The sequence below is a fragment of the Pseudarthrobacter sp. 01T43 genome, from assembly GCF_056398665.1.
In genome coordinates, this window is the sequence record NZ_JBFTPV010000001.1 from 113,458 (window position 1) to 139,611 (window position 26,154).

Annotated in this window: 28 protein-coding genes; 18 read left to right on the forward strand and 10 right to left on the reverse strand. The window is 66.5% G+C overall.

The window, feature by feature from the left end:
* Positions 1–83: 83 nt before the first annotated feature.
* Positions 84–1,091 carry an RluA family pseudouridine synthase gene (locus AC1DIM_RS00500; protein ID WP_477708736.1) on the forward strand — a complete coding sequence of 336 codons (1,008 nt, stop codon included), beginning with the start codon at positions 84–86 and terminating at the stop codon, positions 1,089–1,091.
* On the opposite strand, the gene AC1DIM_RS00505 is transcribed toward AC1DIM_RS00500, so the two are convergent.
* The 4 genes from AC1DIM_RS00505 to AC1DIM_RS00520 all read right to left on the reverse strand — a co-directional run bounded on the left by AC1DIM_RS00505 (position 1,063) and on the right by AC1DIM_RS00520 (position 4,717).
* Positions 1,063–1,593 (reverse strand): O-acetyl-ADP-ribose deacetylase, encoded by a 531-nt coding sequence (locus AC1DIM_RS00505; protein ID WP_477708542.1) that lies wholly within the window; start codon positions 1,591–1,593, stop codon positions 1,063–1,065. The two genes, AC1DIM_RS00500 and AC1DIM_RS00505, sit on opposite strands and share 29 nt — an antisense overlap.
* Positions 1,594–1,653: 60 nt before the next feature.
* Positions 1,654–4,149, reverse strand: a complete 2,496-nt coding sequence (locus AC1DIM_RS00510) for a hypothetical protein (RefSeq protein ID WP_477708543.1) — start codon at positions 4,147–4,149, stop codon at positions 1,654–1,656.
* 110 nt (positions 4,150–4,259) lie between these two features.
* A complete protein-coding gene (locus tag AC1DIM_RS00515; RefSeq protein ID WP_477708544.1) occupies positions 4,260–4,457 on the reverse strand; it encodes a hypothetical protein in 198 nt (65 codons plus the stop codon).
* Between the two features lie 68 nt (positions 4,458–4,525).
* On the reverse strand, positions 4,526–4,717 hold the full coding sequence (locus AC1DIM_RS00520) for a hypothetical protein (RefSeq protein ID WP_477708545.1): 192 nt from the start codon (positions 4,715–4,717) through the stop codon (positions 4,526–4,528).
* Positions 4,718–4,901: 184 nt separating this feature from the next.
* On the opposite strand from AC1DIM_RS00520, the gene AC1DIM_RS00525 reads away from it, so the two are divergent.
* The 3 genes from AC1DIM_RS00525 (at position 4,902) to AC1DIM_RS00535 (ending at position 6,737) form a co-directional block, all read left to right on the forward strand.
* Positions 4,902–5,153: a hypothetical protein gene (locus tag AC1DIM_RS00525; RefSeq protein ID WP_477708546.1), complete on the forward strand. Its 252-nt coding sequence runs from the start codon at positions 4,902–4,904 to the stop codon at positions 5,151–5,153.
* 208 nt (positions 5,154–5,361) lie between these two features.
* A complete protein-coding gene (locus AC1DIM_RS00530) occupies positions 5,362–6,081 on the forward strand; it encodes an AfsR/SARP family transcriptional regulator (RefSeq protein ID WP_477708547.1) in 720 nt (239 codons plus the stop codon).
* Between the two features lie 38 nt (positions 6,082–6,119).
* Positions 6,120–6,737, forward strand: a complete 618-nt coding sequence (locus tag AC1DIM_RS00535) for a DedA family protein (protein WP_477708548.1) — start codon at positions 6,120–6,122, stop codon at positions 6,735–6,737.
* Between the two features lie 31 nt (positions 6,738–6,768).
* On the opposite strand, the gene AC1DIM_RS00540 is transcribed toward AC1DIM_RS00535, so the two are convergent.
* Positions 6,769–7,074 carry a hypothetical protein gene (locus AC1DIM_RS00540; protein ID WP_477708737.1) on the reverse strand — a complete coding sequence of 102 codons (306 nt, stop codon included), beginning with the start codon at positions 7,072–7,074 and terminating at the stop codon, positions 6,769–6,771.
* 239 nt (positions 7,075–7,313) lie between these two features.
* Between AC1DIM_RS00540 and AC1DIM_RS00545 the strand changes: the two genes are divergently transcribed.
* From AC1DIM_RS00545 to AC1DIM_RS00595, 11 genes are read left to right on the forward strand one after another with little or no spacing between them, the layout of a single operon-like run.
* Positions 7,314–7,643 (forward strand): hydrogenase maturation nickel metallochaperone HypA/HybF, encoded by a 330-nt coding sequence (locus AC1DIM_RS00545; RefSeq protein WP_477708549.1) that lies wholly within the window; start codon positions 7,314–7,316, stop codon positions 7,641–7,643.
* A 3-nt stretch (positions 7,644–7,646) separates the two neighbouring features.
* Positions 7,647–8,516 (forward strand): hydrogenase nickel incorporation protein HypB, encoded by an 870-nt coding sequence (gene hypB, locus AC1DIM_RS00550; RefSeq protein ID WP_477708550.1) that lies wholly within the window; start codon positions 7,647–7,649, stop codon positions 8,514–8,516.
* Between the two features lie 30 nt (positions 8,517–8,546).
* Positions 8,547–9,605, forward strand: coding sequence for an NADH-quinone oxidoreductase subunit B family protein (locus AC1DIM_RS00555; RefSeq protein ID WP_477708551.1), 1,059 nt, complete (start codon positions 8,547–8,549; stop codon positions 9,603–9,605).
* A gap of 28 nt (positions 9,606–9,633) precedes the next feature.
* Positions 9,634–11,427, forward strand: a complete 1,794-nt coding sequence (locus tag AC1DIM_RS00560) for a nickel-dependent hydrogenase large subunit (protein ID WP_477708552.1) — start codon at positions 9,634–9,636, stop codon at positions 11,425–11,427.
* A gap of 6 nt (positions 11,428–11,433) precedes the next feature.
* On the forward strand, positions 11,434–12,381 hold the full coding sequence (locus tag AC1DIM_RS00565) for a NifU family protein (RefSeq protein ID WP_477708553.1): 948 nt from the start codon (positions 11,434–11,436) through the stop codon (positions 12,379–12,381).
* Between the two features lies 1 nt (position 12,382).
* Positions 12,383–13,090, forward strand: coding sequence for a DUF5947 family protein (locus tag AC1DIM_RS00570; RefSeq protein WP_477708554.1), 708 nt, complete (start codon positions 12,383–12,385; stop codon positions 13,088–13,090).
* Entirely contained in the window at positions 13,087–13,839 is a 753-nt protein-coding gene (locus AC1DIM_RS00575) for a DUF6084 family protein (RefSeq protein WP_477708555.1), read from the forward strand. The genes AC1DIM_RS00570 and AC1DIM_RS00575 overlap by 4 nt, the downstream gene beginning before the upstream one ends.
* Positions 13,836–15,236, forward strand: a complete 1,401-nt coding sequence (locus AC1DIM_RS00580; protein ID WP_477708556.1) for a hypothetical protein — start codon at positions 13,836–13,838, stop codon at positions 15,234–15,236. The genes AC1DIM_RS00575 and AC1DIM_RS00580 overlap by 4 nt, the downstream gene beginning before the upstream one ends.
* Complete coding sequence (locus AC1DIM_RS00585) at positions 15,233–15,352, forward strand: DUF6893 family small protein (RefSeq protein WP_477708557.1); 120 nt, start codon at positions 15,233–15,235, stop codon at positions 15,350–15,352. The genes AC1DIM_RS00580 and AC1DIM_RS00585 overlap by 4 nt, the downstream gene beginning before the upstream one ends.
* 7 nt (positions 15,353–15,359) lie before the next feature.
* A complete protein-coding gene (locus tag AC1DIM_RS00590; RefSeq protein WP_477708558.1) occupies positions 15,360–15,875 on the forward strand; it encodes a hydrogenase maturation protease in 516 nt (171 codons plus the stop codon).
* Positions 15,876–15,887: 12 nt separating this feature from the next.
* The gene (locus AC1DIM_RS00595; RefSeq protein WP_477708559.1) at positions 15,888–16,151 is read left to right on the forward strand and encodes a HypC/HybG/HupF family hydrogenase formation chaperone; all 264 of its coding nucleotides are present in this window, start codon (positions 15,888–15,890) and stop codon (positions 16,149–16,151) included.
* Positions 16,152–16,182: 31 nt separating this feature from the next.
* Here the strand turns inward: AC1DIM_RS00595 and AC1DIM_RS00600 are convergent, their stop codons facing one another.
* A complete protein-coding gene (locus tag AC1DIM_RS00600; RefSeq protein ID WP_477708560.1) occupies positions 16,183–16,956 on the reverse strand; it encodes a DUF6390 family protein in 774 nt (257 codons plus the stop codon).
* A gap of 152 nt (positions 16,957–17,108) precedes the next feature.
* Here AC1DIM_RS00600 and AC1DIM_RS00605 point away from each other — a divergent pair, with 152 nt between their 5' ends.
* Genes AC1DIM_RS00605 through AC1DIM_RS00615 form a run of 3 tightly spaced genes read left to right on the forward strand, consistent with a single transcriptional unit; the run spans position 17,109 to position 20,158 of the window.
* Positions 17,109–18,263, forward strand: coding sequence for an ABC transporter substrate-binding protein (locus AC1DIM_RS00605; protein ID WP_477708561.1), 1,155 nt, complete (start codon positions 17,109–17,111; stop codon positions 18,261–18,263).
* Complete coding sequence (locus AC1DIM_RS00610) at positions 18,253–19,422, forward strand: FecCD family ABC transporter permease (RefSeq protein ID WP_477708562.1); 1,170 nt, start codon at positions 18,253–18,255, stop codon at positions 19,420–19,422. The genes AC1DIM_RS00605 and AC1DIM_RS00610 overlap by 11 nt, the downstream gene beginning before the upstream one ends.
* Entirely contained in the window at positions 19,415–20,158 is a 744-nt protein-coding gene (locus tag AC1DIM_RS00615) for an ABC transporter ATP-binding protein (RefSeq protein ID WP_477708563.1), read from the forward strand. Before AC1DIM_RS00610 ends, AC1DIM_RS00615 begins: the two co-directional genes overlap by 8 nt.
* A 21-nt stretch (positions 20,159–20,179) precedes the next feature.
* Here the strand turns inward: AC1DIM_RS00615 and ppc are convergent, their stop codons facing one another.
* The 4 genes from ppc to AC1DIM_RS00635 form a co-directional block, all read right to left on the reverse strand.
* Complete coding sequence (gene ppc, locus AC1DIM_RS00620; RefSeq protein WP_477708564.1) at positions 20,180–23,020, reverse strand: phosphoenolpyruvate carboxylase; 2,841 nt, start codon at positions 23,018–23,020, stop codon at positions 20,180–20,182.
* A gap of 170 nt (positions 23,021–23,190) precedes the next feature.
* Complete coding sequence (locus AC1DIM_RS00625; protein ID WP_477708565.1) at positions 23,191–23,871, reverse strand: NADPH-dependent F420 reductase; 681 nt, start codon at positions 23,869–23,871, stop codon at positions 23,191–23,193.
* Between the two features lie 177 nt (positions 23,872–24,048).
* Positions 24,049–25,257, reverse strand: a complete 1,209-nt coding sequence (locus AC1DIM_RS00630) for an acyl-CoA dehydrogenase family protein (RefSeq protein ID WP_477708566.1) — start codon at positions 25,255–25,257, stop codon at positions 24,049–24,051.
* On the reverse strand, positions 25,254–26,072 hold the full coding sequence (locus AC1DIM_RS00635; RefSeq protein WP_477708567.1) for an SDR family NAD(P)-dependent oxidoreductase: 819 nt from the start codon (positions 26,070–26,072) through the stop codon (positions 25,254–25,256). Before AC1DIM_RS00635 ends, AC1DIM_RS00630 begins: the two co-directional genes overlap by 4 nt.
* Positions 26,073–26,154: the final 82 nt, after the last annotated feature.

The following is a 26,154-nucleotide window of genomic DNA, read 5'->3' on the forward strand; positions in this document are numbered from 1 at the left end:
TCTTGTCAAGAACTTTTTTACCGTCGGTTATCGGAATCGCTCGAAATGGGGACAAGGCAGCAGCAAAGTAGAATAGACCGGTGATGCAATCCCCCCTCCCCGTGCGCGACGGCGTCAACGCCACCCGCCTGCGCCTTCCGGACGAGGGGCCATGGACCACCGCGATGGACTACATGATGCACCGCTGGGGCCACATCGATCCGCAGGGCATCGAGGACCGGTTCGACGCCGGCGAGATCGTGGGCGAGGGCGGCATCCCCCTGGACCGGGCCGCAAAGCTCGATGACCATACTTTCATCTGGTACTACCGGACCCTGCCGCCGGAGACACGGATCCCGGTGGACATCAGCATCCTGCACCAGGACGAGCACCTCCTGGTGGTGGACAAGCCGCACTTCCTGCCCACCACCCCCGGCGGCACCTACATCCAGGAATCGGCCCTGGTCCGGCTGCGCAACCAACTGAACCTGCCGGACCTCATCCCCATGCACCGCCTGGACCGTATGACCGCCGGTGTGCTGCTGCTGTCCACCAACCCCGAGACGCGCGGCAAGTACCAGGTTTTGTTCGAGAAGCGCCAAGTGCAGAAGGAATACGAGTGCGTCTCCGCCGCGGAGCCCGCTGCCGGGTACCCCGCCGTGGACTTCCCCGTGGTGGTCCGCAACCGGATGACCAAATCCCGCAGCTACCTGCTGGCCGAAGTGATCGACGGCGAACCGAACGCGGAGACCCGGATTGAACGGCTGGGAACGTTCGACGGCGGCGCCTCCTCACACGCGGCCGTCACCGCCGCGGCTGCTTCAGCCCCCGGCAGCGAAGCCGGCAACCGTGGTACCCACCGCCTTGCGCGTTACCGTCTCGAGCCGCACTCCGGGAAGACGCACCAGCTCAGGGTGCACATGGCGTCGCTGGGCCTCGGCATCGTGAACGACGCGTTCTACCCCGACCTGCTGGACAAGGCCCCGGACGACTACACCAAACCGCTGCAGCTCCTGGCCCGCGGCATCCGCTTTATTGATCCCATCAGCAAGCAGCCCGTGGAATACCGCAGCAGGCTGGAACTCAGCGAGACTGCTCAAACACTGCGCTGAACGAGTCCTCCATCTCGGAGTTGAACAGCACGAACTCCACATGCTCAAGTGCGCTCCCCGGATGCGCAGCACCAAACCCTGTGACGGCGTCGTACGCTGCCTCTGCCACCTGGCGCCCCGCCCAGCCGTAGACGCCGCCGCCCACCGCCGGAAACGCGACGGAGGCGGCGCTGAGCGAATCCGCCAGCCGCAGGCTTTCGCTGAAGCACGAAACCAGCAGCGCCCGGTTGGTCTGGCCGGCACGCCGGTTCGGCCCCACGGTGTGGATGACCCAGCGGGCCGGAAGCCGGAAACCCGGGGTGGCGACGGCGGCACCCACGGCCAGCCCGTGCGGCAGGTCGGCGGCGCGGAGTACACGGCAGGCGGCCAGGAGTTCGGGCCCTGCTGCCCGATGGATGGCCCCGTCAACCCCGCCGCCGCCCAGGAGCGAGGAGTTTGCCGCGTTGACGATCGCGTCCACGGTGCGGGTGGTGATGTCGGCCTGGAGGATGCTGATCCGCATGCGGCCAGTTTCCCACGTACTGACCCCCGGATAAATGGGTGGCTGGTCCGTGGCAGCGGCTCAAAGGCCCTGCATCACCGCAGCCGAGGCACGCAGCCAGGCCTCCCGCGTTTCCGGCTGCAGCGACTGATAACTGAGCGGTCCGCCTGACACCAGGGAGCTGTCATAGGGAACGTCGAGGACTTCCCTGGTGAGGCTCTCGAAGTGTGCCCGCGTGCGCTGATGAAGCTGCGCGTCGGTCTGCCGTGATGGTGCGGCGAGCAGGGTCACGGCGTTGCTGACCTTGGCCTGGTAGCCGCGCTCGCGCAGTCCGTCCACCAGCCAGACGGCACTGGCCACGGTGTCTTCGCGCAGCGTGGAGACGATCACCAGCTCGTCCGCCGCAGCCACGGCTGCTTCCCAGTTGGAGGACCGCATGTTGTTGCCGGTGTCCACCATGATGATCCGGTAGAAACGGCGGAGCGCCGAGTGCAGCCGGTCGAACTCGCGGCTTCCGATGGTGGCGGCACCCGCAGCGTCCTCGTCCGAGGCCAGCACATCGAACTGCGCGGACCCCTGGTAGCGGACGAACCGGTCCAGATCCCCGATCCGGCCCAGCACAGGATCCTCGAAGCGGTCCACCTCCTGAAGGAGGTCAACGGCTGTGGCGGTGTGCCCGGCCATCGGTGCCCGCCACCCCAGCGTGCCGCGGGTCTCGTTGTTGTCCCACGCGAGGGTGTAACCGCCGCGCTGGATGCCTAGCGTTGCCGCGAGAAGCAGCGTTGCGGTGGTCTTATGCGCACCGCCCTTCGGGTTGACCACAACCACGGTCCTGGGGCCATCAAGCCGGCGCTGGACATCTTCGACAGCCTGCAGGTGGGCGCGTTCCCGGCGCCCGGGTGCGGGGCTGATTGAATTGCCGGTGAGCCGCCGGACGGCACCCTGCCAGCCGGCGACGGCCAGGGCTGAGGGTGGCGTCGGCCTGTCGGCGAGGAAATCCTGCAGGGTGGGGACGTCGCCGTCGGCTTGGGGCCAGGCCAGGGGCCCGGGCAGGGACCCTGGCAGGGACCCGGAAGCCTGAGGGGACGCCGGAGCCTGAAAATGCGACGGGGGGCGCAGCGGGGCCGGGGGGACGTCGTCGTCGGGCATGGCCGCGGGAGGGACTGCAATAGCCATGGCGGACCTTCCTTTCTGTAGTGGCTTCCCCATCTGCAGTGGCTTCCCTGCCCCGGGCTTCAGGGCCCGGAGGTGCCGTGGCACCACGGCCTCCGGCTCCGCCGTCGAACGCAACAGGCGCCTGCCAAGACGCCGGACGAGAACGAGCAGACCGGACAGCAGCCGGTACAGCAGGATGGCCAGGCCGATTAACGGCAAGGACAACATGAGGATGGACAGCATGGCGAGCGCCGCAGCGGGCGGATCGCCAGTTTCAACGGCGGCGGCGGCGAGCCCCGCGTGACGCCGGATGGCGGTGACCGTTTGCTCGACAATCGCGGGCAGGTTGACCAGCATCCAGCCGAGCGACAAAACCAGGAGCGGCACTACGGTGACGACCCACACCGTGACGATGCGGCGGGCGAACGGGCGGAGCTGGGTGACGAGCGGATCCACGGGGCGGCCCGGAATGAGGCTGAGCAGGACCGGGCGGATCCGGTTGAACAGGTCCGGGACGCCGGCGACATCGGCCAGCACGAAGTAGCCGTCGAAACGCAGCGTCGGCACCAGTTGCTGGATCATCTGGAAATGCATCAGACCGGCCGCGAGCAGGAAGAACCCCTGTTCTGTCAGGAGGTACGCTCCGCCCAAACCGATCAGGCAGAGGCAGTTGAAGTACAGCCCGCCGAGGTCGGTACGGATCCGGCCTGCCCGGCCCAGGCGGTACGAGTCAGTGACGTTGGTGAAGAACGCGGGAAAGACAAGATAAACGCCGACGCCGATCACCCCCGGCCGTGCGCCCCCGTACCGGCACGCTGTGGCATGCCCCAGTTCGTGGACCACTGCGGCCAGCGTCAGGAGCGCAAAGATGCCCAGCAGCAGCGCCGGGGTGAGGAGTATCTGTTCCAGTGAAGCCATCAAGTCGCTCCTGGCAATCACCAGGGCATCGACCAGCACCAGCGCCGCCAGGACGGTCGCCACAACGGGACCCCAATACAGCGGCGCAAGGATCGCGGCCACGGCATTGACTGCCTTCTCCGGAAGAAGCGTGCCTTTCAGCCGCAGTGCCAGCAGCGGGTCGGCCCGTGGCGCGGCAGTGGCATCGGCCGGGTCGGCGGAGTTGTCCCATACCAGCCCCATCGGCGCGAGTCTGGTGTCAATCAGGTGGCGCAGCCCGCTCACACCGAGCTCGCGGCCGTAGGCTTCGCTGATGTCACGTGCCGCGTCATCGAGGGATTTCTCCGCCGAGAGGGAAATCATCACTAGGTGGAGAAGCTCGGAAAGTTGGACTATCTGCCCGTCTCCACGCTGCAGCAGGTAGCTGTGGTCCTTAAGTCCCGAGCCTTCCACCGGGCCCAGAAAAACAATGCCCGGCGCCGGCACCCAGCGACCTAGAAATGCAGCATCAGGTGTTGCTGTCACTTTCCCCGCCAACTTGTCATGTTCCCCTCAAAGGGCGCAGCCACTAGGAATGGTGGGCACGCCCCGACACTGGAGCATGCCCACCAGGTTGCAAGGATCCTGCAGGCCTACTATTGAGCTACGAACAGGGTCTGCCAGGCCTCCGAATTCGCCACCGAACCTATTGAAGCCGCATTGACGGCCATCGAAAGATTCACGGCGACTATGGGAGCGACGTTGATGTCGAAGAACAGCGTTTCCCGAACGGGAAGCAGTTCCAAAACCTCGGCGTCGAGTTCCACCGGTGACAGCTCGTTTGATGCCGTCATAGCACCTCACCTCTCTCCCCCAGGCAGCCCCGGGGTCAGACATCGGATAACAGGCGGACTCACCCTGGCTACTGGGCTACCAGGATTGTCTGAACGGCTGCGCTGTTAGCCGATGCGAGCAGTGAGCCGGCGTTCAATGCAAGCGAGGTGTTGCTCGCGACCACGCTTGCCCAGTTGGTGTCCAGAAACAGGGTTTCCCGCGAAGGCAACAGCTCCACCTGCTCGCTTTCCAGCTCCTGCATTGTGAGTTCCTTCTTCATATCAATCACCCCCTTTCGAAGTCTCCCGATCAGTCAACGCGCCCGGCCGTAGTGACCCCGTTACAGCCGCGTTATTTTTGCGTTATTTCGGGAAACTATGTCGTGACATCATTTGACTTGGGCGGCCCATAATCTATGCCTAGGATGGTCATACCGGGCAGTAATGTCCCTGGATAATTGCGAAATGCAGACAACGAAAGCAGGGCGCCCGCTCATGGCGGACATTGAAGGCACCATGGTTATCCGTGCGTGGGCGGAGCCTGCCCAAAACAACCAGATCCGGGCTCGTTTGATCTCCAGCCGCCCTGGGCACGAGCGGGAGTTCGTGGAAACCGCGGCCGACGCCGACCAAATCCTTTTGGCAGTCCGGCGCTGGCTCGATTCACTGCACCCGGAGGACCGCCCCGCGGGTGCACCGGACCCCGTCAGCCGCTAACGGGCTCCCGCCCAGCAGGGGGTTTTACTGACCCCGCAAGCCCACGTCCTGGCTCAGCATGTGGACCCGAAACCGGGCAGGCCAGGCAGCCCTACCCCACTTAGCCATCCGCCCTACCCCCGTTACTAAAATCACTTGACATGATTCGGGTGAGTGCCACGATGGTAGCTGGGGATGCGTGGAATCCGGCCGCTTGAGAGGGAAAAGCATGACGGTGGCTCTCGCACAGGATTGGCACCTGAGTCTGCTGGGGGCTTGGCAGTTGCGCTGCGGCGGCAATGCAGTGACGGTAGCCACCCGTGAGCAGCGGCTGATCGCCTGCGTGGGACTCCTCGGTCGCCGACACCGAAGTTTTCTGGCCGGCCTGCTGTGGCCGAAAAGCAGCGAAACGCAGGCCGCCGGCAACCTTCGCACCACCGTCTGGTGCATCTCCCACTCTTTTCCGCACCTACTCCATACAGGGGCAGACACGCTGGAGCTGGAAGAATCGGTCCGCGTGGACGTGGCAGCCCTGCAGCTGCACGTCGCCAGGATGCACGCCCAGCCCGGAGCCCACGTTCCCGACGGCTACCTGGACCACCTGTGCAGGGCCGAACTGCTGCCCGGCTGGTATGACGACTGGGTGATCTTCGAACAGGAACGCCTGCGGCAGATGCGCCTCAGCGCGCTGGAGCTCATGGCCCGGCAGCATCTGGCGGCTGACGAACCCGGCAAGGCCGTAATCGCGGCCATTTCAGCAGTGAGCATCGAACCGCTTAGGGAATCGGCACATCTCCTTCTTGTTCAAGCCCATCTTGCCGCCGGGAACAGGGCGGCTGCAGTCCGCGCCTACACCATGTTCGCGGGCAGACTTGAAAGCGAACTTGGCGTCAAACCCTCGGGGCAGTTGAGTGATCTCGTCGCGGCGTTCCGTCCAGCCGTGCACTGACTCCCGTCCCGCCGCCCGAAGTGCGGTACTTTGTGGCCATGGACTTTGGCAACGCCGACAGCTGGGGTGCGGCGATCTACTTCTGGATCTTCCCCCTGGTTCTCGGCGATGCCATCTTCCCGCCCATCCCGTCGGAGATGGTGGTGATCACCGGCGGCGCCCTTTCGGCGGACGGGCGGGCCAACGTTCTACTCGTGGCGGCCCTGGCCGCGCTGGCGTCCTGGCTCGGCGACATGGTGGTGTTCCAGCTCTTCAAACGCCGGCTCAGCCACGTGCTTGACCGGTGGCGGTGGGGCAGGAAGGTCCACCACGGCATCCATGAAGCGATCGCCAAGGCCGGCCGCTCATCCACTTACGGCACCATCATCGGTGCCCGCTTCATCCCGGGCGGACGGCTGGCGACATCGGCCGCAGCAGGAATCGCCGATGTCTCGGTCCGCGGTTTCAGCCTCTGCGCCGGGCTCGGGGCAGTCCTGTGGGCCAGCTGGCTGGTGGGTCTGGGCTACTTCACGGGTTCGGCAACCAGGCTGCCGTTCTGGGCCAGCTCCCTCATCGGCGTAGGAGTGGGGCTGGTGATCGGTGCCGCCGTCGGAGTCATTGTCACGCGGCGCCGGGGCACACGCTCCCCGGTGGATGAGCCAACTCCCGGCGACTGACCGCCGGGAACCTGATCTTCAGGCACTTGACCTACACAGGTGCCCAGCGGCCGCGGTTGCGGCGCAGCACCATCAGCGAGCCGGTCAGCGCAACGCGTTCGACGGCGTCGCGCATCATGGCTGCCGATTCGCGCGCCTGATGGTTCTCGCCGTTGTATTCGGTGGCCTCCACAAGGAAGCGGAGGTTCAGTTGCGGGACACCGCCGGCGAGCTCCAGCTGGTTGGACTCAACATGGTGACGGGTCTCCAGGGCCTCCACCGCGGCGGCCATCACCGCTTCGGGCGCATTGCCGGGCTTCAGGCCGGTGATCTTCAGGCGGGTCTGGAACGAAGGCATGCCGTCAACACTATCGCGGGCATCACCGAGTCCGGCTATGGCGGACCGGCCCGTCCGGGCCTCGGGCTGCGTGCTGTTTTCAGCTTCCGGGTGCTTCACGTCCGCGCCCCCGGCTTCCGCGCCACTGCCGGACAATGACATGACTATACGCGCTTACTCGATGAACAAGCAGCTGTCAAATAATTGGGTTGCGTTATGGCCGGGACGAGCCTATCTTGGCAGGGAGGGAGGCACAGCCGATGCACGAACTCTCGATCGTACAAAGCCTCATCGACGCGGTTCTGGACAGGACAGGCAGCCGGGCGGTTACTGGCGTCAACCTTCGGATCGGACCATTGTCCGGGGTGCTCCCGGATGCCCTCCGTTTCTGTTTTGACGTTGCCTCGGCGGGAACCACCCTCGCAGGGGCGCGGCTGCGGATCGATGAGCCGCAGGGCCGGGGGCTGTGCCGCACGTGCGGCAACGACTTTGCGCTGACTGACATGTTCCTCCTCTGTCCGTGCGGCAGCGCCGACGTCCACGTGGTGACCGGACGCGAACTCCAGCTCATTTCGGTGGAGGTGGCATAGGCCATGTGCGCAACATGCGGCTGCGGCGAGGACGCGACACCCCGGGTTTATGCCGTGGATGTCCCCAGTGCGCAGGCGCATGATCACCCGAACGGCCACGAGCACGGATCCGGACACTCCCACGGAGACGCTCACACCCACCCCCACGAACACGGCGAGGGCCACAGCCACGCACCCGAACTGATCTCCCTGGAGCAGAACCTGCTGGCCAAGAACGACCTCCTCGCGGAACGGAACCGTGGCTGGCTCGCGGGACGGAAGGTCCGGGCGCTGAACATGATGAGTTCCCCGGGCGCCGGAAAGACCACGCTCCTTGTCCGGACGCTCACGGAACTGGGCGACCGGCTGCAGGCGGGGGTCATTGAAGGGGACCAGGAAACCTCCCTCGACGCCGACCGCATCCGTGCCGCAGGCCGGCCCGTGGTGCAGATCAACACGGGGGCGGGCTGCCACCTCGACGCCGACATGCTCCGCCGCGGACTCGACACGCTCGATCCCTCGGTGGGTTCAACAGTTTTCATCGAGAACGTGGGCAATCTCGTCTGCCCCGCCCTCTTCGACCTGGGCGAAGCAGCCAAAGTAGTAGTCGTCTCAGTGACGGAAGGTGATGACAAACCGCTGAAGTACCCGCACATGTTCACCGCAGCTGACCTGGTGATCATCAACAAGTCGGACCTGCTCCCCTACGTCGAGTTCGACGTCGACGAATGCCTGCGCCGCATCCGCCACCTCAACGCCCACGCACAATTCCTGGTCCTCTCAGCCACCACCGGAGACGGCATTGCCGCCTGGTACGGCTGGCTGGAAGGCCGCACTTCCCAGCCAGAGACCCGGACAGGGTCTCTGACCGGGTCCCTGACAGATGCATTCTGAGCCCCTCGCGGGCCGCGGAAAGAGGCAACAATGCCTACCGAAACTTCCCTTAAGGCCGAAGAAACCCTGATCCACGTGCTGTGGATCAACGCGGGGCTGAGCTGCGACGGCGATTCCGTCGCCCTGACCGCGGCTACCCAGCCCAGCGTGGAGGAGATCGCCCTCGGCGCCCTCCCCGGATTGCCCCGCATTGCCATGCACTGGCCCCTGATCGACTTCGAATGCGGCCCGCAGGAAGGGGCCGACGATTTCCTGGAATGGTTCCGCAAGGCGGACCGCGGAGAACTGGAACCGTTTGTCCTGGTGGTTGAGGGGTCCATCCCCAACGAAAAACTGCACGACGAGGGCGGCTACTGGTGCGGGTTCGGCAACGACCTGGCCACGGGCCAGCCGATCACCACCAGTGAGTGGCTGGACCGCCTCGCACCCAAAGCCACAGCCATCATCGCTGCCGGCACGTGCGCAACGTACGGCGGCATCCATGCCATGGCGGGAAACCCCACCGGCGCCATGGGGGTCCCGGACTACCTGGGCTACGACTGGAAATCCAAGGCCGGCATCCCCATCGTCTGTGTGCCCGGCTGTCCCATCCAGCCGGACAACCTCTCCGAAACGATGACCTACCTCCTGTACCAGGCCACCGGACAGGCCCCGATGATCCCGCTGGATGATGCACTGCGGCCCACGTGGCTGTTCGGCAAGACAGTCCACGAAGGCTGCGACCGGGCGGGGTACTACGAACAGGGCGACTTCGCCACGGAGTACGGCTCCCCCAAATGCATCGTCAAGCTCGGCTGCTGGGGGCCGGTAGTCAAGTGCAACGTGCCCAAGCGCGGCTGGATGAACGGGATCGGCGGCTGCCCCAACGTTGGCGGCATCTGCATCGGTTGCACCATGCCGGGCTTCCCGGACAAGTTCATGCCGTTTATGGATGAGCCACCCGGCGGCAAGCTCTCAACGAACAGTATCCGCCCTTACGGCGCGGCCATCAGGGCGCTGCGCGGCATCACCACCCACACCCTGGACCAGGAGCCCAAGTGGCGCCGGCCCGGAACCGAGCTGCTGACCGGCGCACGGCGCACCTGGTAAATCCCCCATTTCCAGACAGGTGAAGAACATGACCTCAACGATTCCAATGCCGTCCGGAAGCGGGACGGAGAACAGCAACCTCGTGGAGATGAACTGGGACCCGATCACCAGGATCGTCGGCAGCCTGGGCATCTACACCAAGATCGATTTCGCGAACAACCAGGTGGTGGAGTGCAAGAGCACCTCCTCGATCTTCCGCGGCTATTCCATCTTTATGAAGGGCAAGGACCCGCGGGACGCCCACTTCATCACCAGCCGCATCTGCGGGATCTGCGGCGACAATCACGCCACCTGCTCCTGCTACGCGCAGAACATGGCCTACGGCGTGAAGCCGCCGAACCTGGGTGAGTGGATCGTCAACCTGGGCGAGGCCGCGGAGTACATGTTCGACCACAACATCTTCCAGGAAAACCTGGTGGGCGTGGACTACTGCGAAAAGATGGTCTCCGAAACCAACCCCGGCGTCCTGGCCAAGGCTGAGAACACCCGGGCCCCGCACGAGGGCGACCACGGCTACCGGACCATCGCGGACATTATGCGCTCGCTCAACCCGTTCACCGGGGAGTTCTACCGCGAGGCGCTGCAGGTCAGCCGCGCCACCCGCGAGATGTTCTGCCTCATGGAAGGCCGCCACGTGCACCCGTCCACGCTCTACCCGGGCGGGGTGGGAACCGTGGCCACCATCCAGCTCATGACGGACTACATCACCAGGCTGATGCGCTACGTGGAATTTATGAAGAAGGTCGTCCCCATGCATGACGATCTTTTCGATTTCTTCTACGAGGCACTGCCCGGCTACGAGCAGGTGGGCCTGCGCCGTACGCTGCTGGGCTGCTGGGGTTCCCTCCAGGATCCTGACTACTGCAACTTTGAGTACAAGGACATGACCGAGTGGGGCCGGAAGATGTTCGTCACCCCCGGCGTGGTAGTGGACGGCAAACTGGTCACCACGGACCTGGTCCGCATCAACCTTGGCCTGCGGATCATGCTGGGGTCCTCCTACTACGAAGACTGGGAAGACCAGGAGATGTTTGTGACCCACGATCCACTGGGTAACCCGGTGGACCGCCGCCATCCCTGGAACCAGCACACCAATCCGCGGCCGCAGAAGAGGGACCTGAAGGAGAAGTACAGCTGGGTGATGTCGCCGCGCTGGTTCGATGGCGAGAACAACCTGGCCCTGGACACCGGCGGCGGCCCGCTGGCACGGCTGTGGGCCACGGCCCTGGCCGGTCTGGTGGACATCGGCTACCTCAAGGCCACCGGCAGCAGCGTGCAAATCAACCTCCCCAAGACGGCGCTCAAGGGTCCTGTCTCCTTTGAATGGAACATCCCACGATGGAGCAACACCTTGGAACGCAACCGGGCCCGCACCTACTTCCAGGCCTACGCGGCAGCCGCTGCGCTTCACTTCGCGGAGAAGGCGCTGGAAGAAATCCGGGCCGGCCGGACCAAGACCTGGGAGTCGTTCACCGTTCCGGACGAAGCCATCAGCTGCGGCTTCACTGAAGCCGTCCGCGGGGTCCTGTCCCACCACATGGTGATCCGGGACGGCAAGATCGCCAACTACCACCCGTACCCGCCCACGCCCTGGAACGCGAGCCCTACGGACTCGTCCGGGACGCCCGGCCCCTATGAGGACGCGGTGCAGGGCCAGCCGATCTTCGAGGAGAACGACCGCGAGCATTTCAAGGGCATCGACATCATGCGGACGGTCCGGAGCTTCGATCCGTGCCTGCCGTGTGGTGTCCACATGTATCTGGGCAACGGCCAGACCCTGGAGCAGCTGCACTCCCCCACCCAGACCCTCACCGGAGAGTAACCTGCCATGCCCGGCGGGGAGCGGCCGCTGCAGACCGGCGAACGGCAGACCGGCGAACGGCGGACCGGGGAACGGATAAGCACGCTCCTGGACGCCCTCGGAGCCGGCGGGGCGGTGGCCCGCGGCCGTGCCGAAGACTTGGTCCGCCAGGTCACGGACATGTACGGTTCCGGGCTGGAACGCATCCTGGAAATCCTGGCTGAGCAGGGAAAGCTCGACGACGGCACGCTGGCGGCGCTCGCGTCCGACGAGCTGGTGTCCGGCCTGCTCATCATCCACGGCCTTCACCCGGAGTCGATGGAGACGCGAGTGGCCGGCGCCCTCGACAGCGTCCGGCCCTATCTGGGCTCCCATGGCGGCGACGTGGAGCTGCTGGACATCAGCCCGGAGGGCGTGGTGCGGCTGAAGCTGCTCGGCACCTGCCAAGGCTGCCCGTCGTCGTCCGTTACGTTGAAGTTCGCCGTCGAAGAAGCGATCGAAACGGCTGCCCCGGAGGTCAGCGCCATCGAAGTGGTGGAAGCCGAAAAGCACGCCCCCACCCCCGCGTTCATCCCCGTGGACTCCCTGCTGGTCCGGATGAACCACACAGACCAGCCGGAAGGGGCCTGGGAGCCGGTCCCGGGCGTCGCCGACTTGGAACCCGGCGACGTGGCCGGGTTCCAGGTGGGCGGCTATTCGCTCCTGGCCTGCCGGACCGGGCAGGGCGTCTACGCCTACCGGGACTTCTGCCCGCGGTGCGAGGGCTCCCTGGCAGGCGCCGCCCTGCAGCGCGCCTTGGCTGCCCCTGCCGGCGGCGGCCTGCTGCGCTGTCCCACCTGCCGCTCGCATTTCGACGTCCGCCAGGCCGGTTCCTGCCTGGAGGACCGGAGCCTGCACCTGGACCCGCTCCCCTTGCTCGTCCGGGGTGGCGTGATGTCCGTTGCAGTGCCGGTTGCCGCCGCGAAGGGCGGCTGAGATGGAGCAGCCCGGCCTGCCCGTAGCGCTGCTGCGCCGGATCGCCGCGGCCCCGCCGGCCGCACCCGCCGGCGAGCGCTGCGAAATGTGCGGGGAGCCCATCGCCGCCGAACATCAGCACGTGGTGGACCTGGAGAGCCACGCCATGATGTGCACGTGCCGGCCCTGCTACCTCCTCTTCACGGACAGCAGCGCCCACCTGAGGTACCGGTCGGTGCCGGAGCGGTACCTGTCCTTCCCCGATTTCGAGCTGGGCCCGGGCCAGTGGGACGAGCTGGAGATCCCCGTGGGGCTGGCGTTCTTCTTCCGCAGTTCCAGGATGGAGCGGACGGTGGCGTTCTATCCGGGCCCTGCCGGGGCCACCGAGTCCGAGCTGCCGCTGGACGCCTGGGACGCCGTGATGGCGCGGAATCCTGCCCTGTCCATAGCAGCCCCGGACACCGAGGCCCTCCTGATCCGTGGACCCGGCCAGGACCGTCTCCAGGCCGACTGCCACCTGGTCCCGGTGGATGCCTGCTACGAACTGGTGGGGTATCTGCGGCGCCTGTGGCGCGGGTTCGACGGCGGCCAGGAGGCCCGCGACCAGCTCACCGTCTTCTTCGAAAAGGTCAGCAGCCGCAGCAGGCCGGTGCACGATGCTGCCCGGGTACCCGATGGCGGTCAGGTACCCGATGCCGCCGGGGACCCCGCGTCCGGAGGCCAGCCGTGATCGCGCTGGCCTTCGAAGTGCTGGACATCCAGCCGGAACCGTACGCGGCAGCGCCCCAGCTCACGGCGACGCTGCGGGTGACCGAGTCCACCGGGGCCGCTGTGCACGCCATCGCGTTGCGGTCACAGGTCCGGATCCTGCCGCAGCGCCGCGGCTATACGCCAGACGAGGAGGCCGGCCTGTTGGACCTCTTTGGCGAGCGCGGCCGCTGGCCCACCACACTCAAGTCCTTCCTCTGGCTGCAATGCAGCACCATGGTCCAGGGCTTCAGCGGCGAAACCGAGGTGCGGCTTCCGCTGCCCTGTACGTTCGACTTCGACGTTTCCGCCGCCAAGTACCTGCAGTCCCTGCGTGACGGACTGGTCCCGCTGGAACTGCTGTTCTCCGGCACTGTCTTTACCCGGGGCGAGGCCGGCTTTGGCGTCGAGCAGGTGCCGTGGGACCTCGAAGCCTCCTACCGGCTTCCGGTCGATGCATGGCGCAGGCTGATGGACCAGTACTTTCCCAACACCGGCTGGCTACGACTGGACCGGGACGTGCTCGCGGCCCTGTCGCATTACAAAGCGGCCCGGGGCCTGACCTCGTGGGATGCCACCGTGGAGAGCCTGCTGGCGAATGCTGCGGCGGTGTTTCCGGCCGGGCTGGCCCCTGCGGCGGAGTCCCCTGCAGCCCTGCCGGCAACCTCTCCGGCAACGCTGTCCTCGTCGACGCTGTCCTCGTCGACGCTGTCAGGAGACCCGCTGCCATGAACATGAGCCTGAGCCTCGCCCGCGCCGTCGCAGACGCCGTCCTGTACGAGGGCTACCTGCTCTACCCATACCGGGCGTCCTCGCAAAAGAACCAGGCCCGGTGGCAGTTCGGCATCCTCGGGCCCTCGGGCGCCGCCGCTTCCGGTACCGGCGAGGAAGCGGACATGTTCGCCGACTGCCTGCTTACCCCCGGCCCGCAGGCCGCCGTCGAAATTCACGTGCGTTTCCTGCAGTTGCAGGGCCGGACCACGGAAAAAGCGGACGACGACGGCGGGTTCACGGCGGTGGATGAGCTCACGGTGGGTGCCGCCCGCTGGCTGAGCTGGGACGAGGCCGTGGAACGGGAAGTCACCCTGGGGCCCTTCGCCGTGGCCGGGCTCAGCGGGCAGGAGACTGTTCTGCCGGTTGAGGTGCCCGGCGGCGAGGACACCGAGGAACTCTGCGACGCTTCGGGGCGGCTGGCTGGGAGGCTGGTCCGCCGTCGTCGTCCGCTTCACGGTGAGGTGAGGCTGGCGGCGGTGTCAGCGTCCGGTGCCCCGGTCAGACTGCGCGTCTGCGTTGCCAATAACGCGGTGAACACGGCCGCGAACGTTGCCCCGGGCGGGGCAGCTGACTGGAGCAGGCCGGATGCCATCGCCGAATCCTTCATCGGCACTCACCTGCTTTTGAGCCTTCAGGACGCCGACTTCGTCTCCCTGCTGGAGCCCCCACCTCACGCGGCGGCCGCGGCAGCCGCCTGCGAGCAGCACCGGTGCTGGCCCGTCCTGGCCGGTCCGGAGGGACAGTCGGACGTGCTGCTGGTGTCCCCGATCATTCTGTACGACCATCCCGCTGTTGCCCCCGAAAGCTCGGTGGCACTGTACGACTCCACCGAAATCGACGAAATCCTCACCCTGCGCGTGCTGACCCTCACCGAAGAGGAAAAGGCCGAGGCCCGCGCCACGGATCCGCGGGCGGCGGCCATTATTGACCGGTGCGAGGCCATGTCCCCCGAGGAGCTGCAGCAACTGCACGGCATCCTGCGCAATCCCCGTGCCATGGACATTGCGGAACCCAACGCTTCAGACGCCGACGACGCCGCATGGTGGACACCCGAGGCCGAAGCCCTGGTCCACCCGCACGTGGATGCCGTCCTGATCAACGGGGTTCCGGTGGCCCGGGGCAGCAGGGTCAGGGTGAATCCGAGCAGGCGCGCCGACGCCCAGGACCTGTTCTTCGCCGGGCAGACGGGCCGCGTCACCAACGTCCACTTCGATGTTGACGGCAGCACCCATGTCGGCCTGGTCCTCGACCAGGACCCGGCCGCGGACCTCCACGAGGGCTACGGCCGGTCCTTCTACTACTCGCCCGAAGAGCTTGAACCACTAGGTCCGGATGGAAAGGAAGGCACGCCATGAGAATCATCGGAATGGCCGCCGTAGCGTTGCTGGTTGGGTTGGGACTCGGCGCCATCTACGTGGGGATCCGGTCTGTTCCCGATATCCAGCGCTATCTGAAGGTACGGCGGATGTGAGCCGGGCATGACTGTGCTGGTTGCGGGCGTGGGCAATATGTTCCTGCGCGATGACGGATTCGGGCCCGAGGTGGCCCGCCGGCTGGCCACGGACGGAGGCCTTCCGTCCGGTGTGGAGGTGGTGGACTACGGCATCCGCGGCATGCACCTGGCGTATGACCTCCTGGCCGGTGTGGACGTGCTGGTGCTGGTGGATGCCGTGCCCCCGGACCGCGGACCAGCGGGCGACGGCTCCGGACCGTCAGTTCCGGGCAGCCTTCGGGTGCTCCGGATCCGCGGCGAGGATCTCGACGGCGGCACCGCTCTGGACCCCCACGGCATGGACCCGGCCGCCGTCCTGGGCAGACTCCGCACGCTGGGTGGCGAGGTCCCCGAGACCTACGTGGTGGGCTGTGTTCCGGCCGACGTCACCGAGGGCGTCGGCCTGTCACCGCTCGTGGCCGCCGCCCTGCCGGGGGCGATGGCCGCCGTCGTCAATCTCCTCAGCCAGCACACCTCCCGGCCCACCCCCACAACGAGCTAAGGCGGACTCACCATGTGCCTCGGAATTCCCGGCCAGGTCATCGGCCCGATTGATGGCTACGGCGATCAGCTCGCGCTGGTGGACGTGGCTGGCGTGCAGCGGAAAATCAACATAGGGCTCCTGGACGACGGTCCCCTGCCACCGGGCAGCTGGGTCCTGATCCACATGGGCTTCGCGCTTGAACGGGTGGATCCTGCGGGCGCCGAACGGGCGATGAGCGGCCTGGAACTGATGGGCCAGCCGCGGCAACCCGGCGACGTCGGCCAAGGCGGGTAGGCGGGTGCGCCGGCGGTTAGCGCTCCACTCTTCAGTGTTCGAGGGCGATGGCCGCCCCGCGGTGCTCCACGCCGCTGTTGGCGATCCTGAGGTGCCTGCCGGTGAAGAGCTTCAACTGCTGCAGCTGGTGCGGTGTCAGCCGGTCGCAGACCCAGTCCCAATGGAGCGACACCACATCACCCGCAGCGAGCCCGGCAATGAAGCCTGTCCCGTTAACGGCATACTTCGCAGTTTCCACCACGGGTTCACCCACGGCCAGGGATCTCCCGTCCCAGGTCAGGGGACGGGATTTCACCACGGCTTCGTCGCCCGTGACGGCCATGACTTCGCCCCACCGGATCCGGCAGCGGTCCAGGACGTTCAGCGCGGTGGCGTAGCGGCGGTCATCACGCAGCAGCCCCAGCCAGGGATAGATTTCGAAGACGTGGAAGCTGTGGTGCGGCACGCCGCCAGCCAGCACTCCTTCCACGAGGTGCGGAAACTGCCTGCCGGTGCGGGCCCGGAACCGGTCTTCCATCGAGTTGCCCATGGTGCTGATGCCCACGGTGTCCAGGAGGCTGTTTCCCACCCAGTACGCCTCCACCACACGGGCGTCGAGCGGATCGTGGATGCCGTGGGAGCCGGCAATGAGTTCCAGGTAGGGGAAGGCGCCGGCAAAACCCTTCGCGAGTTCCCGCAGGCCCTGGTCGGTGACTCCGGACTGGCCGTAGTGCAGCAGGGCGTCACTGTCGGGAGGGCCGCAGCTGCCTCGGGAATTGGGCGGGTACGCGTACCGGACAAACATCTGGGCACCATCGACAACCATGGCGTGGCCACCTTCTCCGAGGGTCATTTGAACGTAGCACCGCGGCCTTCCCCGGACAAGAGCGCGGCGCTCGCCAGGCCACCCCAACAACCGTTGACAGCTTCCGCACGCGAGCGGATGCTGTGAAGACCGAAGCACAGGGGTCACACACCATGGCAACCACTGATCTGAACCGCCGCGCCGYCCTTCAACTTCTGGTGGCTGGAGGATCCGCAGCCCTACTGGCCGGATGCGCCGGCACCCCCGGTTCGCCGCCGTCGTCGGGCCCTGCGACAAACGGCGGAAGCGGCGGCAGCGGCGCGATCAGCGTCACCGACCAGCGTGGCAAAACCCTCACCTTTGCGCGGCCGGTGACGCGGGTGGTGACCATCCCCATGCCGGCGGCGTCGCTGCTGGTGGCGGTGGACCGGACGGCGGACCACCTCGCCGCCATGCACAACGCGTCCTGGGTGGCCATGCGCGACGGCATCATGGGCACCATCTTTCCCAAAGCACTGGAGCTGCCGCACGACATCGCCACGCAGGACTTCACCGCCAATGTGGAAAGCGTGCGCGCCCTGGACCCTGACGTGGTGATCCAGTGGTCCGACGCGCAGCTCATCGACCCGCTGGAAAAGGCCGGCCTGAACGTCATCGGGCTGACCAACACGGGCAAGCAGGAGGATGTGGACGCGTGGGTGGCCATGTTCGCCGCAATGCTGGGGAAGCCTGAACGCGCCGCGGATATCAAGGCCCGGAGCGATGTGGAACTGGCCGCCATCAAGGATCTGGCGGCCGGCAGGGACTCAGCCCGGCCCAGCATCCTGTACTTCAACCGCTTCACCGGCGGCCTGAAGGTGGCCGCGGCCAACAGTTACAACGATTTCTACATCAAGCTGGTGGGTGGCACGAATCCCGCCACCGGGGACGATCCGCTGAAGGGCTCGGGGATGGTGGGCCTGGACGTGGAGCAGGTACTGCGCTGGGATCCGGAGATCATCCTGCTGGGGAATTTCGATAACGCCATGCCGCAGGATCTCTATGCAGACCCCGTCTGGCAGACCGTCTCCGCGGTCAGGAACCGACGCGTCTACAAGGTGCCGCTGGGTGGATACCGGTGGGATCCGCCCGGGCAGGAATCACCCCTGATGTGGCATTGGCTGAGCGACATCGCGTTCCCCTTGCAGCAGTCCCCGCTCCGGAACAAGGTCGTCGAGTACTTCGATTTCCTGTATGGCCACAAGCCCACCGCGACCGAGCTGGACAAGATCCTGTGGATCACGGCCAACGCCGGCTCCGACCACTACCGGCAGTTCAATGCTGCATGACGCCAGCGACGAACGGCTTGACGCCGGCCGTGTGCGGGCATCCGGTGGCCCGGACCGGAAAGACGGCGCCGTTCACGCCGCCGGCAGCTCGCGTGGGAAACGCGGCGGGTCACCGCTTGAGCCCGACGAAACCAGGCGGTCGGGACCATCCGCCCTGAAGCCCATCACCATCAGTACAGCCTTCCTCGTCGCCGTGACCTTGGTGGCCCTGGCCGTTGGCCGGTACAACGTTCCGCTGTGGCATGTTGTGCAGATCCTCGTGGGGCAGGTCGTCCCGATCCCGGTCGAGGCGACCGGCACGGAATCCAGTGTGGTGCTTCTGGTCAGGCTGCCGCGCGTGCTGCTGGCGTTTCTGGTGGGCGGCGGCCTGGCCATCGGCGGTGCGGCGTTGCAGGCCATCTTCCATAATCCCCTGGTGAGCCCGGACATCATCGGTGTATCCGCGGGCGCATCCTTCGGCGGGTCCCTCGCGCTGCTCCTGGGTCTGGGGACTTTTGCGCTGATCACGGGTTCTTTCGCGTTCGGTCTGGTTGCCCTGGCCGCATTGTTCCTGATCACCTCCGGGCGCGGCGGGACTCCCCTGCTGATGATCGTGCTGGGCGGCGTGGTCACGGGATCCTTCTTTTCCGCGCTGGTTGCCCTGGTCACGTACATCGCTGATCCGAACACCACGTTGCCGGCCATCGTGTTTTGGCTGTTGGGCAGCGTGGCCACTGCCACCTTCGGCAAGGTGGCAGTGGCGCTGATCCCGGTCGTTGGTGGCGCATTGGTGCTTCTGGCGCTGCGCTGGCGCATCAACGTGCTCTCGCTGGGCGACGACGATGCCGCCGCCCTCGGGATCCGGCCCCGGCCGCTGCGGTGGGTGGTGTTGGTTTCGGTAGCACTGATTGTGGCCGGGGCGGTGGCTGTCAGCGGTGTGGTCAGCTGGGTGGGCCTGGTGATCCCCCACCTGGCGAGGATGTGGGTGGGGCCGGACCACCGGGTGCTCCTGCCGGTGTCCTTCCTCCTCGGTGGCGCCTACATCATGCTCGTGGATACCGTGGCGCGTACCGCGACGGCGGGCGAGATCCCGCTCGGCGTGCTGACGGCGCTGATCGGCGCGCCCGTGTTTTTTGTCCTGCTGCGCCGAAACCGGGACAGGATCTGGGAAAGTGCTTGAGCTGGAGGGCGTGGGCTTCGGCTATGGGCGGGCGGATTGGGTGTTCCGGGATGTCAGCTTCCAGGTGCTCCCGGGGACTGCCACCGCCGTCCTGGGCCCGAATGGCAGCGGCAAGACCACGCTGGTGCGCTGCGCCGCCGGACTCCTCGCGCCAGTAGAGGGAAGCGTCATGCGGGCGGCCAGGGCCGGGTACGTCCCGCAGGCCCACGGCAGTACGTTCGCGTACCGGGCCCTGGACATGGTGCTGATGGGACGGGCCCGCCAGATCGGTCTGTTCCGTTCCCCGGGAGCAGCGGACCGGGCTGCTTCGCTCGAGGCAATGGACCGGGTAGGCATCGCCGGCCTCCGCACCAGGTTCTTTCCCACGCTCAGCGGCGGCGAGCAGCAGCTGGTCCTGATCGCGCGGGCCATCGCCGCCGGCTGTCCGGTCCTGGTACTGGACGAGCCCGCCACCGGCTTGGACCTGAAGAACCAGGTCCGCGTCCTGCGGCTCCTGCGCGAACTGATGACGGACGGTATGGCGGTGCTCCTCAGCACCCACCACCCGGACCACGCCCTCTACCTCGCGGACCGTGCAGTCCTGCTCTCCCCCGGTGGACCCCGGACCGGCGACGCCCGGGAACTATTGAGCGAGACGGAGCTTACGGCGCTGTATGGCGTGGGCGTCAGCACCATGCCGTACGCAGATGGGCCCAGCACGCGCCGGACCGTGGTGGTGCACTACGGCGACCGGTGAGACAGCGTCCCGGGGGGCCGGTTAGCCGGTGTTGCGCAGGCCGGCCGCCACCCCGTTGACCGTGATCAGCATGGCCCGCTGGAGCCTTTCGTCGATCTCCGCGTTGCTCATGCTTTCGCCCTCTGAGCCTTGGACGCCTTCGGCGCCCTGGGCAGCCCTGATACGCCGGAGAAGCTCCACCTGGAGGTAGCTGATGGGGTCCAGGTACTGGTCGCGGATTTCCAGCGAACGCTTAAGCGTGGGCTGGGCGTCCAGGAGGACGTTCTCGCCGGTAAGGTTCTGGATTTCCCTGACCGTGAGGTCGTACTCCTCCCGGATGGCGCGGAAGATGCGGTGCAGATCCTCCGGTACCAGCGTGGCCACGTAGTAACCGGCGATGTCCAGGTCGGTCTTGGCCAGGGTCATCTCCACGTTGGAGAGCACGGACCGGAAGAAGTGCCACTGCTCCATCATCTCCACAAGCTGGGCGGAGTGGCCTGCCTCGCGGGCCGCCTTCAGGCCCGACCCCACGCCGAACCAGCCCGGCACGATCTGCCTGGACTGGGTCCAGCCGAACACCCACGGGATGGCGCGGAGGCCGCCGAGGCCGGCCCCGGAATCCGGGCGCTTGGACGGGCGGGAGCCAATGTTCAGCGAGCCCAGCTGCTCCACCGGCGTGGAGGCCAGGAAGTAGGCGGGCAGGTCAGGATCGTCGATGAGATACCGGTACCGCTCAAAAGCACCATCGGAAATGGTTTCCATGACGTGCCCGTAGCGTTCGCGCTGGTCGTCAGAGGTCCGCGGATCGCGGTGCAGCGCCGAGCCCTGGAGGACAGCCGCGAGCGAGAGCTCCAGGTTTTCCCGGGCCAGCTCCGGGAGCGAATATTTGTCCGCGATGACCTCGCCCTGTTCGGTGAACTTGATCTCGCCTTCCAGCACGCCGTTCGGCTGGGCCATGATGGCGTCGTAGGTGGGTCCGCCGCCGCGGCCAACGGAACCTCCGCGGCCGTGGAACAGCCGGACCCGGACGCCGTGCTTGGCCGCGACGTCGCGCAGGTTCCGCTGGGTTTTGTGGATCTCCCACTGGCTGGTCATGACCCCGGATTCCTTGTTGGAGTCCGAGTACCCCAGCATGATTTCCTGGACGTCGCCGCGGAGCCTGACCAGGTCCCGGTAGGACGGGACGGACAGCAGCTGGTCCACGATCTCCGCCGAGGCGCGCAGCTCCTCCACGGTTTCCAGCAGCGGCGCGAAGCCGATCTTGGCGTACGGCGATTCCCCGAACAGGTTGATCAGGCCGGCTTCCCTGGCCAAGACCGCCGCGGCCAGGACGTCGTCCGCGCCGCGGGTCATTGAAATGATGTAGGTCTCGATGACGTCCGGGCCGTAAGTGCGCAGGGCGCGGCGGATTTCACGGAAGACGTCGTACGTTCCGTCCGCGACGCCGTCGAGCTTGATGGGGTGGCCGGACAGCGGGCGGCGGGAGGCAAGCTCGGATCCCAGCACCTCGAAGCGCTCAGTGCGGCTCAGTTCGGCGTAGCGGAGGCCCGGGCCGCCGAGCCGGTCCATGAGCTGGCCCACGGCGTCGTGGTGGTGGTCCGCGTGCTCGCGGATGTCCAGGGTGGCCAGATGCAGGCCGAACGATGCGACGGCGCGACGGACCCGGGCCAGCGCGCCGTCAGCAACGAGCGACGCCGAGTGGTTGCGGAGGGACAGTTCCAGCAGTTCCAGATCCGCCAGGAGTTCGCCAGTGGAGCGGTAGTCGCGGCCGTGTTCGTGGGTTGAGTCCACGGCCACCCGCTTGCCCGTGTTGATGAGCTTGGCCTTGATGCACGTGAGCTTGAGGCGGTAAGGCTCCTGGGCGTTGAGCTCCAGGACGCGGCGGTCCAGGCCCGGGAGCTTCTTCAGGTCCACCTCGATCGAATCCAGCAGGCCCTGGTCCGCGCCGGACAAGGCTGTGGAGTTGGACAGGATGGAGATCAACTCGTCCATCATGCCGATGCTGATGCGGACCGCGTGCTGGTTCTGGATCTGCAGGATTTCCCGGGTGACGGCTGCCGTCACGTTGGGGTTACCGTCGCGGTCGCCGCCGATCCAGGAACCGAATCGGATGGGGGCGTCCTGGGACGCGAGGCTGACGCCGTGCTCTCCGAGCAATTCCGAGAAGTCCGACAGTATCTCCGGCATGGCGTCGGTCAGGATGCCGCCGAGGTAGTAGATCGCGTTGCGGGCCTCGTCCACCGGGGTGGGACGCACCTGGCGCAGCTCGTCGGTCTGCCACATCTGGTCGATGACCTCGGACAGCTGGCGGTCCTGCCTGCGGCGCGCGGACGTGCCTTCCTTGGTGGGCTGGGCCAGCACATCGGAGAGCTTGCGGATTTTGTCCAGCACCGAACGGCGCGAGGCTTCGGTGGGGTGGGCGGTGAAAATGGGGCGGACGTCCAGTCCGTTGACCACTTCCTGGAGCCTTTCGGGCCCTGCCTGGGCGGCGATTTCGGTGACAGCCTTGGCCAGCCAGCCGTCTTTTTCCTGCCTGGTCCGCAGGGTGCGGACACGGTGGACCTGTTCGGCGGCGTTGGCGAGGTGGAAGAAGAAGGCGAAGGCACGTACCAGGTCGGTTGCCTGCTCAATGGGCAGGGAGCCCAGCAGTTCGCGGACCTGCTCGACGACGTCGTGCGCGCTCCACGGACCGGTGGCATCGGCGCCGCCGCGGGCGGCTTCCTTGGATTCCTTGGTGAGGAGGCGGACTTGCTCCACGAGGTTTAGGAGCTCGGGGCCGTGCTGGCGGACCAGGGATTCGCCCAGCAGGGTGGAGACGCGCCGGACGTCGGCCCTCAGTTCTGAGGCGAGATCGGTTGTGGGATTCACTGCAGTGTTAGCCATGGAAACTGTCTTTCGAGGGTTCGGGACTTGGCTCGTACACTGCGCTGGATACTGTGAGCCGCGTTACTACCTTTCGATGCTACCCGCACCCGATGGCGAAGCGGGAATCCGTCTCAGCTGATGTCCGTGCCCTTGACTTCCGCCGCAGGACCGGCTCCGATGAACGGGGCTCAGCGGGCTACTTTGAAATTGAACTCGCCAGTCCCCAGTGCACCCCAGACCCGCAACCAGAGGGGCATGATCATTTCCGCGCCGCGGGCGGTGGTGATGTCGCCGAGGTCGAGTACGTCTGCATGGCCAAGGGCCCTCAGGATTTCAGTGACTGCCGCCTTGGCCCCGGCATCATTGCCGGAGACAAACACGGTGTGGTCCCCGCCGGCTACGTGCCGGGGATCAACCATCACGCTGTTGGTCATGGTGTTCAGCGTCTTGACCACCTTCGTTTCCGGGAAGGCCCGTTGGATCTGTTCCCCCAGGCTGTCCGTATTCACCGGGTTCAGGGACGGCGGGAAACCCTGGGAGAAGTCGAGGGGGTTGGCGACGTCCATCACGATCTTCCCGGCCAGGTTCGCTGCGCCGGCTTCAGCCAGGGCTTGAACGGAGGCCGTGCCATTCGTCGCGTTGACCACCAGTTCGCTGGCCGCAGCGGCGTCCGCGAGCGTGGCGACGGCTATCTCCTGGTGGGATGCGTGCCACCGGGAAAACGGCGGTCCGCCCGTGGTGCCGGGTTCGGTGCGGGCCAGCGTGGCCTCCGGGTCACGGGTTCCAATCACCACCTCGTGGCCGAGTCCGGACAGTGCCGCTGCGAGGGCTGGGCCCACGCTTCCGGTTCCCAGTACTGCAATCTTCATGGTCACTCCAGTCCGGCTAGTGGTGGTCCCTTAAGTCAGACGTTACTCGCCTATGAGCCGTACTCCGAGCGGTGGCCAATCCCTTGGTCGACAGCGTGCATTACTTGATGGGCGAGGCCGTTTTCCGTCTCCCGGGGATTGACCGTGAATACCGATCCCGCCCCGCCGGCCGGGGCGTCACACGATCGCGGACACGCCCGTGACGGCCCGGCCCACGATGAGGGTGTTGATTTCGTAGGAGCCCTCGTACGTGAAAATGGCCTCGGCGTCGGCGAAAATCTTGGCCATCCGATAGTCAGTCACGATGCCGTTGCCGCCCAGGATGGACCGGCCCAGGGCCACCGTCTCGCGCATCCGGGCACTGGTGTAGGACTTGGCGAGGGCCACCTGGGGCATGTCTGCGGCACCGGCGTCCTGCAGCTGGGCAAGCCGGGCCATCATTCCCATGCTGGCCACGGCGTTGCCCAGCATGGTGACCAGCTGCTGCTGGATGAGCTGGAACCTGGCCAGCGGCCGGCCGAACTGTTGGCGTTCGACGGCGTACTGCCGGGCGACGTCGAACGCCGCAAGCTGCTGCCCCACCGCCTGCCATGCGACCATGATCCGCGAGCCGCGCAGGAGCTGGTTGGTGTCCTCGAAACTGTTGATGCCGGCGAAACGGTCGGCCTCGGCAACCTGGACGTCCTCAAACACGATGTCCGCGTTCTGCACGGTCCGCAGCGCAATTTTGTTTTCGATCCGGGTCCGGCTCACCCCCGGCAGGGACGCGTCCACAATGAATCCACGCACCGCGCCGGGCAGCCCGTCGGGGCCACCGGATTCGTCCTTGGCCCACACCAGCATGTAGTCGCAGAACGTCCCGTTCCCGATCCAGCGCTTGGCGCCGTTGAGCACCCAGGTGTCGCCGTCGTCGTCGGGCTTTCCGGTGGCGCTGGAGATGCGCCGCGCGCGGGTCTCCATCCCGCCGGCAACGTCGGAACCGTGGCCGGGTTCGGTGAGGGCGAAAGCGCCGGTGATGCGCAGGTTTGCGGCGTCCGCAAGCAGCCGCTCCTGTTGGCCCTCCGAGCCGAAGCCGTAGAGCGACTCCACGAACAAGTCATGGTGGACCAGGAAAAACGTGGCGATCGACGTATCCACGCGCGTCATCTCGGCAATGACCAGGCCCGCGAAGAGGTTGCTGTAGCCGCGTTGGGCAGGTGTGCTCAGCTCCAGCGCGGCGAGTTTGGGCAGGATGTGCGCCGGAAACTCGGCCTTGTTCCACCAGTCCGAGGCGAAGGGTGCGATCTCCGTGGCGAGGAATTCGCGCAGCTCGGCCAGTTTGGCCTGTTCCTTCGGACTGAGGAGGGACTCAAAAGCGAAATAGTCGGCGGTTGGCAGCCCGTTCACTTCGGGCCCATCCGGATGGCGCCGTCAAGCCGGATGGTTTCGCCGTTGATCATGGCGTTGTCGACGATGTGCGCCACCAGGCTGGCATATTCGGCCGGCCTGCCAAGGCGCGACGGGTGCGGCACCTGCCGGCCCAGCGAATCCTGCGCGTCCTGCGGCAGGGTTGCCATCATGGGCGTTTCGAAGATGCCCGGGGCGATGGTCACTACGCGCACCAGCGAACGCGCCAGCTCACGGGCCAGCGGCAGGGTCATGGCGGCGACGGCCCCCTTCGAAGCTGCGTAGGCTGGCTGGCCGATCTGCCCGTCGAAGGCCGCCACGGAAGCGGTGTTCACAATGACGCCCCGCTCCGGGCCGCCCAGGTCCGTACTGACCGGCTCGGTGGCAACCATGGCCGCGGCCGCGAGGCGGAGGACGTTGAAAGTCCCGATAAGGTTCACTTGGATAACGCGGTTGAAGACGTCCAGGGGAAGGACTCCGTCACGGCCCAGCACCTTCCCGGGCGTGGCAATGCCCGCGCAGTTGACCACGATCCGCAGCGGACCGACGTTCACGGCGGCATCGACGGCGGCCTGGACTTCCGCTTCGTTGGTAACATCCGCGGGAGCAAAGACCGCCCGTGGCCCGGCGCCGTTGACGCCGCCCGCGGCGGTGGCACCCCCGGCATTCAACTCTGCCGCGTAAGCCGCGCCGGCAGACGACGGAAGGTCAACCAGCACCACCGAGGCGCCGCCGTCGAACAGTCGCTTCGCGGTGGCAGCCCCCAGGCCGGATGCCCCGCCCGTAATCAGCGCGACCGTACCCTTGACGTCCATACATCCTCCTTGATGCGGCCCCGCAGGCGTGCCGGCGGCGACCATTAGTTAGTGCATGTTAACTGAAATACCCGTGCGCCGC